This window comes from Streptomyces sp. NPDC022552, from assembly GCF_055561875.1.
The window spans coordinates 180,842-193,083 of the sequence record NZ_JBVHGJ010000008.1; the positions used below are offsets into that span (position 1 = coordinate 180,842).

Genomic DNA, 12,242 nt, shown 5'->3' on the forward strand with positions numbered 1-12,242 from the left:
CAGGGGACGGATGGGACCGCGCAGTGCGGGGCTACGAACGCCAGGAGAGCCACCGAGCTGAAGACGACCATCTTTCGCGGTTCGAAGCCGAGATGGACCGGCTGAAGACCGAGCGGGAGAAGGCCGTCCAGCACGCCGAGGACCTCGGTTACCAGGTCGAGGTGTTGCGCGCCAAGCTCCATGAGGCGCGGCGCACCATCGCGTCCCGTCCCGCCTACGACAGCGCGGACATCGGCTACCAGGCCGAGCAGATGCTGCGTAACGCGCAGATCCAGGCCGAGCAGCTCCGCCAGGACGCCGAGCGCGAGCTGCGCGAAGCCCGCGCCCAGACCCAGCGCATCCTCCAGGAGCACGCCGAGCACCAGGCCCGGCTCCAGGCCGAGCTGCACGCCGAGGCCGTCCAGCGCCGCCAGCGCCTGGACCAGGAGCTGGCGGAGCGCCGCCAGACCGTCGAGGCGCACGTCAACGAGAACGTCGCCTGGGCCGAGCAGCTGCGCGCCCGTACGGAGTCCCAGGCCCGTCGTCTCATGGAGGAGTCCCGCGCCGAGGCCGAGCAGGCGCTCGCCGGTGCGCGTGCCGAGGCGACCCGGCTGGCCGAGGAGACCCGTCAGCGGGTGGGCTCGGAGGCGGAGGCCGCCCGTGCGGAGGCCGAAGCGATTCTGCTGCGCGCCCGCAAGGACGCCGAGCGGCTGCTGAACGCCGCGTCCACGCAGGCGCAGGAGGCCACCAGCCACGCCGAGCAGCTGCGGTCGTCCACCACCGCCGAGACCGAGCAGGCCCGTCAGCAGGCCACCGAGCTGTCCCGTGCCGCCGAGCAGCGGTTGCAGGAGGCCGAGCTGCGGCTGCGCGAGGCCCGCGCCGAGGCCGAGAAGGCGCTGGCCGAGGCCAAGGAGGCGGCGGCCAAGCAGCTGTCCTCCGCGGAGTCCGTCAACGAGCAGCGCACGCGTACGGCGAAGGCCGAGATCGCCCGGCTCGTCGCCGAGGCGACGAAGGAGGCCGAGACCCTCAAGGGCGAGGCCGAGGAGAAGCTGCGCGAGGCCGGCGCCGAGGCCGAGAAGCTGGTCGCGGAGGCCTCCGACAAGGCGCGTACGGTCGCGGCCGAGGACTCGGCCGCCGCGCTCGCCAAGGCCGCCCGTACCGCCGAGGAGGTCCTCACCAAGGCGTCCGAGGACGCCCAGGCGACCACCCGCAAGGCCTCCGAAGAGGCCGAGCGGATCCGCCGCGAGGCGGAGGCGGAGGCCGACCGGCTGCGCAACCAGGCCGAGGAGCAGGCCGGCGAGCTGCTCGGGTCGGCGAAGGACGACACCAAGGAGTACCGCGCCAAGACGGTCGAGCTTCAGGAGGAGGCGCGCCGGCTGCGCGGCGAGGCCGAGGGGCTGCGGGCCGAGGCGATCGCCGAGGGCGAGAAGATCCGCGGCGAGGCCCGGCGCGAGGCCGTCCAGCAGATCGAGGAGGCGGCCAGGACCGCCGAGGAGCTGCTGACCAAGGCCCGTACGGACGCCGACGAGCTGCGCGCGAGCGCGGGCGCCGAGGGCGAGCGGGTCCGCTCGGAGGCCATGGAGCGCGCCCAGACGCTGCGCACCCAGGCCGAGGAGACCCTGGAGCGCACCCGCGCCGAGGCCGAGCGGATGCGGGCCGAGGCCGAGGAGCAGGCCGAGTCGGTCAAGGAGGCGGCCGAGCGGACCGCCACCGAGCTGCGCGAGGACGCCGAGCGGGCCGCGCGGGCGCGGCACGCGGAGGCGGCCGATGAGCTGTCCAGGCTGCACACCGAGGCCGAGACACGGATCGAGAGCGCCGAGCAGGCGCTGACCGACGCGCGCGCCGAGAGCGAGCGGCTCCGGCGCGAGGCCGCCGAGGAGACCGAGCGGCTCCGCACGGAGGCCGCGGAGCGGATCCGTACGCTCCAGGCGCAGGCCGAGCAGGAGGCCGAGCGGCTCCGTACGGAGGCGGCGTCGGACGCGTCCACCTCGCGCGCCGAGGCGGAGGCCGCGGCCGTACGGCTGCGGACGGAGGCGTCGACGGAGGCCGAGCGGCTGAAGTCGGAGGCCCAGGAGACCGCGGACCGGGTCCGCGCCGAGGCCGGGGCCGCCGCCGAGCGGGTGGCCGCCGAGGCCGCCGAGGCGCTGGCCGCCGCCCAGGAGGAGGCCAACCGGCGGCGCCGGGAGGCCGAGGAGACGCTGGAGTCGGCCCGTTCCGAGGCCGGCCGGGAGCGCGAGCACGCCCGCGAGCAGTCCGAGGAGCTGCTCGCCTCCGCCCGCAAGCGGGTGGAGGAGGCGCAGACCGAGGCGCAGCGTCTGGTCGAGGAGGCGGACCGGCGGGCCACGGAGATGGTGTCCGCGGCCGAGCAGACGGCCAAGGAGGTACGGGACTCCGTCGCCGGCCTCCAGGAGCAGGCCGAGGAGGAGATCGCCGGGCTGCGCAGCGCGGCCGAGCACGCGGCGGAGCGCACCCGTAGCGAGGCGCAGGACGAGGCGGACCGGGTCCGCGCAGACGCGTACGAGGAGCGGGAGCGGGCCACCGAGGACGCCAACCGCATCCGGAACCGCGCCCAGGAGGAGACCGAGGCCGCGAAGGCGCTGGCCGAGCGGACGGTCGCGGACGCGATCTCCGAGTCGGAGAAGCTGCGCGCGGACACGGCCGAGTACGCCCAGCGGGTACGGACCGAGGCGAGCGACGCGCTGGCGTCGGCCGAGCAGGACGCGGCCCGCACCCGTGCGGACGCCCGCGAGGACGCCAACCGGATCCGTTCCGAGGCGGCCGCGGAGTCCGAGCGGCTGACCACCGAGGCCGAGGAGCTGGTCACGCTCGCCCGTACCGAGGGCGACCAGATCCTCGACGAGGCGCGCAAGGCCGCCGACAAGCGGCGCGCGGACGCCGCCGAGCAGGCGGACACGCTCATCACGGAGGCGGTGGGCGAGGCCGAGCGGCTGACGGCCGAGGCGGACGCGCTGCGGGCCGAGGCCGAGCAGCTGAAGACGGACGGCGAGGCGCACGCGCAGGCGCTGCGGGTCGCCGCGCTCACCGACGCCGAGCAGGTCCTCGACGAGGCGCGTAAGGCGGCCGACAAGCGGCGTTCGGACGCGGCCGAGCAGGCCGACGCGCTCGTCGGCGAGGCCACGGGCGAGGCCGAGCGGATCACCGCCGAGGCGGTGGCCCTCCTCGAGTCGACGGAGCAGGACGCGCTGCGGCTGCGTACCGAGGCCGAGCAGGTCAAGGCGGAGGGCGAGGCCGAGGCGGAGGCGCTTCGGGCCGCCGCGCGGGCGGACGGCGAGGGCGTCCTCGACGAGGCGCGCAAGGCCGCCGACAAGCGGCGCGCGGACGCCGCCGAGCAGGCGGACACGCTCATCTCGGAGGCGGCGGGCGAGGCCGAGCGGATCCGGTCGGAGGCCGAGCGGGTCAAGGCCGACGCCGAGGCGGCGGCGGAGCAGATGCGTGCCGAGGCGCGCGAGGAGGCCGACCGTACGCTCGACGAGGCGCGCGAGGCCGGTGCCAAGCGCCGTTCGGACGCGGCCGAGCAGGCCGACCAGCTGATGGCGAAGGCCCAGGAGGAGGCGCTGCGCGCCACCACCGAGGCGGAGTCGCAGGCGGACACGATGGTCGGCGCGGCCCGTCAGGAGGCCGACCGGATCGTGGCCGAGGCGACGGTCGAGGGCAACTCCCTCGTGGAGAAGGCCCGTACGGACGCGGACGAGCTCCTGGTGGGCGCGCGCAGCGACGCGACGGCCATAAGGGAGCGGGCCGAGGAGCTGCGGGCCCGCGTCGAGGGCGAGATCGAGGAGCTGCACGAGCGGGCGCGGCGTGAGACGGCCGAGCAGATGAAGACGGCCGGCGAGCGCGTCGACAAGCTGGTGAAGGCCGCCGAGGAGCAGCGGGCCGAGGCCGAGGAGAAGTCCAAGGAGATGCTCTCCGAGGCGAGTTCGGAGGCGAGCAAGGTTCGTATCGCCGCGGTGAGGAAGGCCGAGGCGCTGCTCAAGGAGGCCGAGCAGAAGAAGGCCTCGCTGGTCGCGGAGGCGGAGAAGGTCAAGGGGGAGGCCGAGGCCGAGGCCGAGCAGATGATCTCCGAGGGCAAGCGCGAGCTGGACGTCCTGGTGCGCAGGCGCGAGGACATCAATGCCGAGATCTCCCGTGTCCAGGACGTCCTCGAGGCGTTGGAGTCTTTCGAGGCGCCGACCGCAGGGACGAAGGAGGGGGTCAAGGCGGGTGTTCCGGCGGGAGCGACACGTTCGAGTGGCAAGTCCTCCGAGGGCTAGCCACTCAAAAGGCTGGACATTCTCCATATCAAACGGGCATCCGCTCGATGACACGCCGCTTCGGCCCCTAGGATTCCCCCTAACACCTCACCGGTCTCATTCGACAGGAACCCCATGAGCGACACTTCCTCCCCCTTCGGCTTCGAGCTCGTGCGGCGTGGTTACGACCGCGGTCAGGTGGACGACCGCATTACCAAGCTCGTCGCCGACCGTGACAGTGCTCTGGCCCGAATCACCTCTCTGGAAAAGCGCATCGAGGAACTCCACCTCGAGACGCAGAACGCCCAGGCCCAGGTCACCGACGCAGAGCCGTCGTACGCCGGCCTCGGCGCCCGCGTCGAGAAGATCCTCCGGCTGGCCGAGGAGGAGGCGAAGGACCTGCGCGAGGAGGCCCGCCGCGCCGCCGAGCAGCACCGCGAGCTGGCCGAGTCGGCCGCCCAGCAGGTGCGCAACGACGCGGAGTCGTTCGCTGCGGAGCGCAAGTCGAAGGCCGAGGACGAGGGCGTTCGGATCGTCGAGAAGGCGCAGGGTGAGGCCAACTCGCTGCGTGCCGAGGCACAGAAGGACGCGCAGTCCAAGCGCGAGGAGGCGGACGCCCTCTTCGAGGAGACCCGCGCCAAGGCCGCCCAGGCCGCCGCGGACTTCGAGACCAACCTGGCCAAGCGCCGGGAGCAGTCGGAGCGTGACCTGGCCTCGCGTCAGGCCAAGGCCGAGAAGCGCCTCGCCGAGATCGAGCACCGCGCCGAGCAGCTCCGCCTGGAGGCCGAGAAGCTGCGTACGGACGCGGAGCGCCGGGCCCGCCAGACGGTGGAGACCGCGCAGCGCCAGGCCGAGGACATCGTGGCCGACGCGAACGCCAAGGCCGACCGGATCCGCTCGGAATCGGAGCGCGAGCTGGCGGCGCTGACGAACCGCCGCGACTCGATCAACGCCCAGCTGACCAACGTCCGCGAGATGCTGGCGACGCTGACCGGTGCCGCCGTGGCGGCCGCCGGTTCCCCGATCGACGACGAGCCGGCCACCCGTGGTGTCCCGGCGCAGCAGACCCGTTGATCCCTCCGGTCCCGTAGTCCGGTAACCGGAACGCGAACACCCAAAAAACCCTCCGTCATTCCAGTGGCGGAGGGTTTTTCGCACCCGTAGCGTGGTCGCATGATCGAGCTCGAGGGCCTGACGAAACGGTTCGGAACGAAGACGGCGGTCGACCATCTCTCCTTCCAGGTGCGGCCCGGTGTGGTCACCGGCTTCCTGGGGCCCAACGGCGCGGGCAAGTCGACGACGATGCGCATGATGCTCGATCTGGACAATCCGACCAGCGGAACGGTTCGGATCGACGGCAAGCACTACCGCGAGCTCCAGGAGCCGTTGAAGTACATCGGGGCGCTCCTGGACGCCAAGGCGATGCACGGCGGCCGGTCGGCGTACAACAATCTGCTCTGCCTGGCCCAGTCGAACCGTATTCCGGAGAGGCGGGTCGGCGAGGTCCTGGATCTGGTCGGCCTCACGGCGGTCGCGCGGAAGAAGTCGAAGGGCTTCTCGCTCGGCATGGGGCAGCGGCTGGGAATCGCGTCGGCGCTGCTCGGCGATCCCGAGATCCTGATGTTCGACGAACCCGTCAATGGTCTGGACCCCGAGGGAATTCACTGGATCCGCAATCTGATGAAGGCGCTCGCCTCCGAGGGCCGCACGATCTTCGTTTCCAGCCATCTGATGAGTGAAATGGCTCTGACGGCCGATCATCTGATCGTGATCGGGCAGGGAAAGCTGCTGGCCGACACGACGATGGCCGATTTCATCCACCAGAATTCGCGGAGCTACGTACGGCTGCGCTCGCCGCAGCAGGAGCGGCTGCGGGACATCCTCCACGCCAACGGCTTCACCCCGGTGGAGGCGGGCAACGGCACGCTGGAGGTGGACGGCGCCACGACCGAGAAGCTCGGTGAACTGGCCGCCGAGCACGGACTCGTCCTTCACGAGCTGAGCTCCCAGCGCGCCTCCCTCGAGGAGGCGTTCATGCAGATGACCGCGGGCGCGGTGGAGTACCACGCACACGGCACGGACGTCCACGGGGCGGACGCGCCCGGCCCCCACTGGGGCGACACCACCAAGGGAGCCTGAACGATGGCAGCGGTATCGGCGGTCCTCCAGTCGGAGTGGACCAAGATCCGGACGGTCTCGTCGACGGTCTGGACCCTGGCGAGCGCGCTCCTGGTGACGGTGGCGATGAGCGCGGCTCTGTGCGCCCTGCTGAAGTCGACCTTCGACGACCTCTCTGAGGCGGAGCAGGCGACCTTCGACCCGACGTTCGTCAGCTTCTCCGGGATGGTTCTCGGCCAGCTGGCGATGGTGGTCTTCGGCGTCCTCGTGGTCGGCACGGAGTACAGCTCGGGCATGATCCGTACGTCCCTGGCCGCGGTCCCGCAGCGGGCGACGTTCCTCTTCTCCAAGATCGCGGTGGCCGGGGTGCTCGCCCTGGTGGTGGGCCTGGCGACCAGCTTCCTGTCGTTCTTCCTCGGGCAGGCGCTCCTCGGCGAACACCGCACCTCCCTCGGCGCGGACAACGTCCTGCGGGCGGTCGTCGGCGGCGGGCTCTACATGGGGCTGATCGCGCTCTTCTCGATGGGTGTGGCGGCGATGCTGCGCTCCTCGATGCTCTCCCTCGGCATCCTGGTGCCGTTCTTCTTCCTGGTCTCGCAGATCCTCTCCGCGGTACCGAAGGCCAAGGAGGTGGCGCTCTACTTCCCCGACCAGGCCGGATCCAAGATCATGCAGGTCGTTCCGGACGCGATGAACACGGAGGAGGCGCCGTACGGCCCCTGGGGCGGGCTCGGGATCATGCTGATCTGGGTGGCCGCGGCGCTGCTCGGCGGCTACCTGGTGATGAAGAAGCGGGACGCGTAGCGCGTACATGACGATCCATGCTTCGCCGGAACCGTCAATGGCTGGATAAGCTCCTAGCTCATACGGGGGTTCCGGCCCGAGCGGCCACGACCCCGACGACCTGACCTGTCGATGGGGCTGGAGAATGATCGAGGCAGTCGGCCTGACGAAGCGCTATGGCGCCAAGACGGCCGTGTACAACCTTTCCTTCCATGTGCGGCCGGGCACCGTCACCGGCTTCCTCGGTCCCAACGGCTCCGGCAAGTCGACGACGATGCGCATGATCCTGGGGCTGGACCGGCCGACGTCCGGGCACGTCACGATCGGCGGCCATCCGTTCCGGCAGCTGCCGAACGCGCCCCGCCAGGTGGGTGCGCTGCTCGACGCCAAGGCCGTGCACGGCGGGCGGAGCGCCCGCAGCCATCTGCTGTCGCTCGCGCAGCTCGCCGGGATCCCGGCGCAGCGGGTCGACGAGGTCCTCGGGGTCGTCGGCCTCCAGGACGTCGCCAAGCGCCGCTCCAAGGGCTTCTCGCTGGGCATGGGTCAGCGGCTCGGCATCGCCGCCGCGCTGCTCGGCGACCCGCAGGTGCTGCTCTTCGACGAGCCGGTCAACGGCCTCGACCCCGAGGGCATCCTCTGGGTCCGCAACCTGATGAAGAAGCTCGCCGCCGAGGGCCGGACCGTCTTCGTCTCCAGCCACCTCATGAGCGAGATGGCGCTGACCGCCGACCATCTGATCGTGATCGGCCGCGGCCAACTGCTCGCGGACATGAGCGTCAAGGACTTCATCTCGGCGAACTCGGCGGACTTCGCCCGGGTGCGCACGCCGCAGACGGAGCCCCAGCAGCGCGAGAAGCTGACGGCCGCGCTCACCGAGGCCGGCGGCCAGGTGATGTCCGAGCCGGACGGCGCGCTGCGCGTGACCGGGCTGCCGCTGCCGCGGATCAGCGATCTGGCGCACGGCGCGGACGTACGGCTCTGGGAGCTGTCCCCGCACCAGGCCTCGCTGGAGGAGGCGTACATGCGGATGACGCAGGGCGCCGTGGACTACCGCTCCACCGAGGACCAGCTGGCGCATCTCCAGCAGCCGCAGCCGCACCACCTCCAGCACCTCCAGCAGCCGGCCCCGCCGGTGGTGCAGGACGTGCCGCAGCAGGGGTGGTACGCCCCGCCGCCGCCCGGACAGAACCCGTACGCGACGCAGAGCGAGCCCGCCAAGAACGACACCGAGGACGCCCGATGACCGCCCCCAGCCCCTTCCCGGCCTCGTACGTCTCGCCGATCCCGGTGCGCCGGGCGCACCTCGGGGACGCCCTCGCCTCGGAGTGGACCAAGATCCGTTCGCTGCGCTCCACCATGTGGACGCTCGGTGTGATGGTGCTGCTGATGCTGGCCCTGGGTCTCGGTGTCGCCGCGGTCGTGGCGAGCACCGAGGCGCCCACGGAGAACGAATCGGCGCTCACGCTCGGCTTCTTCGGTGTGCTGCTCGGTTCGATCTGCGTGATGACGCTCGGCGTGCTGACCATCGCCTCCGAGTACGGCACGGGCATGATCCGCACCACGCTGACCGCCTGCCCGAGCCGCAGCCGGGTGCTGACGGCCAAGGCGATCGTCTTCTTCCTGCTCGTGTTCACCGTCACCACCGTCACGGCGGCGGTGGTGGGGCTGGCGCAGGTGGCGATGGTGAGCACCGCCGCCGAGCCCACCTCGGGCGAGTGGCTGCGGGCCACGGTCGGCGTCGGCCTGTTCCTCGCCCTGCTCGGCCTGCTGTCGCTGGCCGTCGGCGCGATCATCCGGCACTCGGCGGGCTCGATCACGATCATGATCGGCGTGCTGCTGCTGCCGCTGGTGGCGGCGATGTTCATGTTCTCGGAGTCGCTGGCCACGGTGCAGGAGTGGCTGCTCGACTACGCGATCCCGAGTCAGCTCATCGCGCTGTACGCGGGCCGGGCGACGGTCGGCGAGGGCGGCCCCTCGGGCTGGGACCCGATCTGGATCATGGCGATCATCGTGGCGGCGGCGATGGCCGGCGCGTACGCCCTGCTGAACCGCCGGGACGTCTGACCCTGTGGCCCGAGAGCGGGCACGTCTGACCCGGGGCTAGTACCTCGGCGCGTTACGGGACCGCTGCACCCGCGTGGTGCGGCGGTCCTTCGCGCTCCAGCAGGCCTTGTGCCAGTGGCGGCGGTCGTCCACTCCCCCGTACTCCGGCCATGCGACGACGTGCGGCGCGCCCCCGGGGATCTCCTGGTCGCAGCCGGGGCAGCGGTAGCGCTTGCCGGGCGCGCTCGCGCCCGCCACGTGCCGGACGAACCACTCCTCGCCCTGCCAGCTCTCGCTGCGCTGCGATCCGCCGTACCGGTCGCCCGGCTCGCCCGGCTCGCCCGAACGGTCCGGCTTCTCGCCGCCCTGGGGACGGTTGCGACGGGGGGACACGTATTCACCTCACGGGGCCGGGTACACGGAACGTTCCATCAAGCGTACGGGCCGCGACGCAGTGGCCCTTCCACCCTCCGAGCCGAATCAGCGGAAAATCGCAAGAACTTCATGAGAGGCCGTTGCCTTTGGCACGTGTCAGACGTTGTTGCCGGTACGAGGGAGAGAACCGCGTCGGCCGCAAGGAGGCAGAAGGCGATGCGCGTGGGTACGTTTGTTCTGGCCGCCCAGTTCCCGGGCCAGGGTCAGGGCGAGGCACTGCACCGGGCGGTGCGGACCGCAGAGGTCGTCGAGGAGTCGGGGCTCGACTCCGTCTGGCTCGCCGAGCACCACTTCGTTCCGTACGGCGTCTGTCCGTCGGCCGTGACGCTGGCGGCGTTGCTCCTGGGACGGACGCGCCGGATCCGGGTCGGCACGGCGGTGAGTGTGCTGCCGACGGTCCATCCGGTCGCCCTGGGCGAGCAGGCCGCCCTGCTCCATCTGACGTCCGGGGGCCGGTTCACGCTCGGTGTGGGCAGAGGCGGTCCGTGGGTCGACCTGGAGGTGTTCGGCGCGGGTCTGCCGGCGTACGAACAGGGATTCTCCGAGTCGCTCGATCTGCTGCTGCGCTGGCTGACCGAGTCCCGGGTGTCGGCCGAGGGAGAACGATTCGCCTTCCGAGAGGTGGCCGTCGTGCCGCGCCCCGGGGAGCTCATCGGCGGGGACGCGTCGCCCGAGGTGGTCGTCGCCTGCACCTCCCCGAAGAGCGTCGAGCTGGCCGCCAGGCGCGGGCTGCCGATGCTGCTCGGGATGCACTGCGGCGACGGGGAAAAGGCCGAGATGGTGGCAGCGTGGGAACGTTTCTCCCGCGACGCGGGCCGCACTCCCGACGAGATCGCTCGGATCGGGGCCGGTCATGTCTCGGCGGGCGTGGTCCAGCTCGCGGACGGTCCGCGGGACGCGGCCGAGGCATTGGTGAAGGCGATGCCGGGCTGGCTGAAGCAGGGGCTCGAAGCCCATGTGACCGTGGACGGCCGGCACCGCGCGATGCGGGATCCCGTCGCCTACACGGAGCTGCTCTGCGGACTGCACCCGGTCGGCACACCCCGGCTCGCGGCGGACCGGCTCGCGGCGACGGCGGAACGGACGGGCATCACGCGCTTCGCGCTGCTCGCCGAGGGCACGGGCGATCTCGCGGCCACCGAGGAGAACGTACGGCGGCTGGGGGCCGAGGTGCTCCCCCTGCTGGTCTGAGTCCATGAGCGAGGTGCGGTGTGCGGGTGCGGTGCCGCCGCCCCGGCATCTCTCGCATCGATCGCGTCTCCCGCGATGCGGAGCGGCGGCACCGTGCCTCAGCAGTCGCGCAGTTCCGGCGACTGGTTGAGCAGCTGTCCCCGTACGGAGGTGAAGCGGGCGAGCCGCTCGTCGACCGCGGGGTCGAGCGGGAACACCGCCACACGGTGGCAGTTCTGGAAGGCCAGACGCACCCCGAAGTGCCGCTGCAGCGCACCACGGATGGCATCACTCGCGAGTGCACGCAACAGCTGACCACGTGCCTGCTCGTTCGGCGGCGGCGTCTGGTTGTCGGCGAACTCGCCACCGTCGACCTTCAGCTGGGCCACCAGAGAACTGATCATCTCCCATGCGTAGGGCAGGGAGGTCCGGACGCAGTCGACGAAGTCGGCTTCGTCGACCTCGCCTCGCTCGGCCTGTTCCAACAGCGCCGGTGAGACGTCGAGCGACATGGGTTCTCCTCTCGCGACCCCGACGGACGGGGTCTTACGGGCAGGGATGAAGGACCCCCGTGCGACACGCAGCGTGCACGGACGGCGACCTCCTGTCTCCACGGTAAGCGCGGCGTCCGGAGCGCACCAGGAGAATGGGAACACAACCGGCCAATAAGTGACGGTCGTCCAGCGGGCGTTAAGAGCCGAATCGCGCGGAAGAGCGTGTGTCTTGTAGCGTTGCCGACCATGCGTCTCGTCATCGCCCGCTGCTCCGTGGACTACGCCGGCCGGCTCACCGCCCACCTGCCCTCCGCTCCCCGTCTGATCCTGGTCAAGGCAGACGGCAGCGTCTCCATCCACGCGGACGACCGCGCGTACAAACCGCTCAACTGGATGTCGCCCCCGTGCACCCTCAAGGAAGGTGCCGACGGAGAGGCCGGCATCTGGACCGTGGTGAACAAAGCGGGCGAGAAACTGATCATCACGATGGAGGAGATCCTCCACGACTCCTCGCACGAACTCGGTGTGGACCCCGGCCTCATCAAGGACGGCGTGGAAGCGCACCTCCAGGAGCTGCTGGCCGATCGCATCGAGACGCTGGGCGAGGGCCACACCCTGATCCGCCGCGAGTACCCGACCGCGATCGGCCCGGTGGACATCCTCTGCCGGGACGCCGACGGCGCGACGGTGGCGGTGGAGATCAAGCGGCGGGGCGAGATCGACGGCGTGGAGCAGCTGACCCGCTATCTGGAGCTGCTGAACCGCGACCCGCACCTCGCGCCGGTGAAGGGCGTCTTCGCGGCGCAGGAGATCAAGCCGCAGGCGCGGGTGCTCGCGACGGACCGCGGCATCGACTGTGTGGTGCTCGACTACGACGCGATGCGCGGCATCGAGGACGACAAGCTGCGGCTGTTCTAGGACGACTTCAGGACGTACGGATACGTCGACGGCCCCGGGTGCGGTGAACGCA

The 12,242-nt window shown here is 71.4% G+C and carries 10 protein-coding genes; 8 read left to right on the forward strand and 2 right to left on the reverse strand.

Translation table 11 applies throughout. The features are described from left to right. Positions 1-23: 23 nt before the first annotated feature. The 6 genes from scy (at position 24) to ACZ3OF_RS22100 (ending at position 9,194) form a co-directional block, all read left to right on the forward strand. Complete coding sequence (scy, locus tag ACZ3OF_RS22075) at positions 24-4,250, forward strand: polarized growth protein Scy (protein WP_467306349.1); 4,227 nt, start codon at positions 24-26, stop codon at positions 4,248-4,250. Positions 4,251-4,364: 114 nt separating this feature from the next. After that, positions 4,365-5,303, forward strand: a complete 939-nt coding sequence (locus ACZ3OF_RS22080) for a coiled-coil domain-containing protein (protein ID WP_352191692.1) — start codon at positions 4,365-4,367, stop codon at positions 5,301-5,303. A gap of 99 nt (positions 5,304-5,402) precedes the next feature. Next, positions 5,403-6,368 (forward strand): ABC transporter ATP-binding protein, encoded by a 966-nt coding sequence (locus tag ACZ3OF_RS22085; RefSeq protein WP_361434679.1) that lies wholly within the window; start codon positions 5,403-5,405, stop codon positions 6,366-6,368. A gap of 3 nt (positions 6,369-6,371) precedes the next feature. Continuing rightward, on the forward strand, positions 6,372-7,151 hold the full coding sequence (locus ACZ3OF_RS22090; RefSeq protein ID WP_361599543.1) for an ABC transporter permease: 780 nt from the start codon (positions 6,372-6,374) through the stop codon (positions 7,149-7,151). Between the two features lie 124 nt (positions 7,152-7,275). Then, positions 7,276-8,373 carry an ABC transporter ATP-binding protein gene (locus ACZ3OF_RS22095; protein ID WP_361672485.1) on the forward strand — a complete coding sequence of 366 codons (1,098 nt, stop codon included), beginning with the start codon at positions 7,276-7,278 and terminating at the stop codon, positions 8,371-8,373. Next, positions 8,370-9,194 (forward strand): ABC transporter permease, encoded by an 825-nt coding sequence (locus tag ACZ3OF_RS22100; RefSeq protein WP_361672487.1) that lies wholly within the window; start codon positions 8,370-8,372, stop codon positions 9,192-9,194. Before ACZ3OF_RS22095 ends, ACZ3OF_RS22100 begins: the two co-directional genes overlap by 4 nt. A gap of 36 nt (positions 9,195-9,230) precedes the next feature. Here the strand turns inward: ACZ3OF_RS22100 and ACZ3OF_RS22105 are convergent, their stop codons facing one another. Beyond that, positions 9,231-9,566: an ATP/GTP-binding protein gene (locus tag ACZ3OF_RS22105; protein ID WP_361672489.1), complete on the reverse strand. Its 336-nt coding sequence runs from the start codon at positions 9,564-9,566 to the stop codon at positions 9,231-9,233. A gap of 198 nt (positions 9,567-9,764) precedes the next feature. On the opposite strand from ACZ3OF_RS22105, the gene ACZ3OF_RS22110 reads away from it, so the two are divergent. Then, complete coding sequence (locus ACZ3OF_RS22110; RefSeq protein ID WP_361672492.1) at positions 9,765-10,799, forward strand: LLM class flavin-dependent oxidoreductase; 1,035 nt, start codon at positions 9,765-9,767, stop codon at positions 10,797-10,799. 98 nt (positions 10,800-10,897) lie between these two features. Here the strand turns inward: ACZ3OF_RS22110 and ACZ3OF_RS22115 are convergent, their stop codons facing one another. Next, a complete protein-coding gene (locus ACZ3OF_RS22115) occupies positions 10,898-11,290 on the reverse strand; it encodes an SCO5389 family protein (RefSeq protein ID WP_017236120.1) in 393 nt (130 codons plus the stop codon). A gap of 228 nt (positions 11,291-11,518) precedes the next feature. On the opposite strand from ACZ3OF_RS22115, the gene nucS reads away from it, so the two are divergent. Beyond that, a complete protein-coding gene (gene nucS / locus ACZ3OF_RS22120) occupies positions 11,519-12,190 on the forward strand; it encodes an endonuclease NucS (protein WP_361434685.1) in 672 nt (223 codons plus the stop codon). Positions 12,191-12,242 lie beyond the last annotated feature (52 nt).

What these genes read in the sequence shown, in the direction of transcription:
- ACZ3OF_RS22080 (WP_352191692.1), top strand. Translation starts at nt 4,365, where the DNA reads ATGAGCGACACTTCCTCCCCCTTCGGCTTCGAGCTCGTGCGGCGTGGT.
- ACZ3OF_RS22085 (WP_361434679.1), top strand. Translation starts at nt 5,403, where the DNA reads ATGATCGAGCTCGAGGGCCTGACGAAACGGTTCGGAACGAAGACGGCG.
- ACZ3OF_RS22090 (WP_361599543.1), top strand. Translation starts at nt 6,372, where the DNA reads ATGGCAGCGGTATCGGCGGTCCTCCAGTCGGAGTGGACCAAGATCCGG.
- ACZ3OF_RS22095 (WP_361672485.1), top strand. Translation starts at nt 7,276, where the DNA reads ATGATCGAGGCAGTCGGCCTGACGAAGCGCTATGGCGCCAAGACGGCC.
- ACZ3OF_RS22100 (WP_361672487.1), top strand. Translation starts at nt 8,370, where the DNA reads ATGACCGCCCCCAGCCCCTTCCCGGCCTCGTACGTCTCGCCGATCCCG.
- ACZ3OF_RS22110 (WP_361672492.1), top strand. Translation starts at nt 9,765, where the DNA reads ATGCGCGTGGGTACGTTTGTTCTGGCCGCCCAGTTCCCGGGCCAGGGT.
- ACZ3OF_RS22115 (WP_017236120.1), bottom strand. Translation starts at nt 11,290, where the DNA reads ATGTCGCTCGACGTCTCACCGGCGCTGTTGGAACAGGCCGAGCGAGGC.
- nucS (WP_361434685.1), top strand. Translation starts at nt 11,519, where the DNA reads ATGCGTCTCGTCATCGCCCGCTGCTCCGTGGACTACGCCGGCCGGCTC.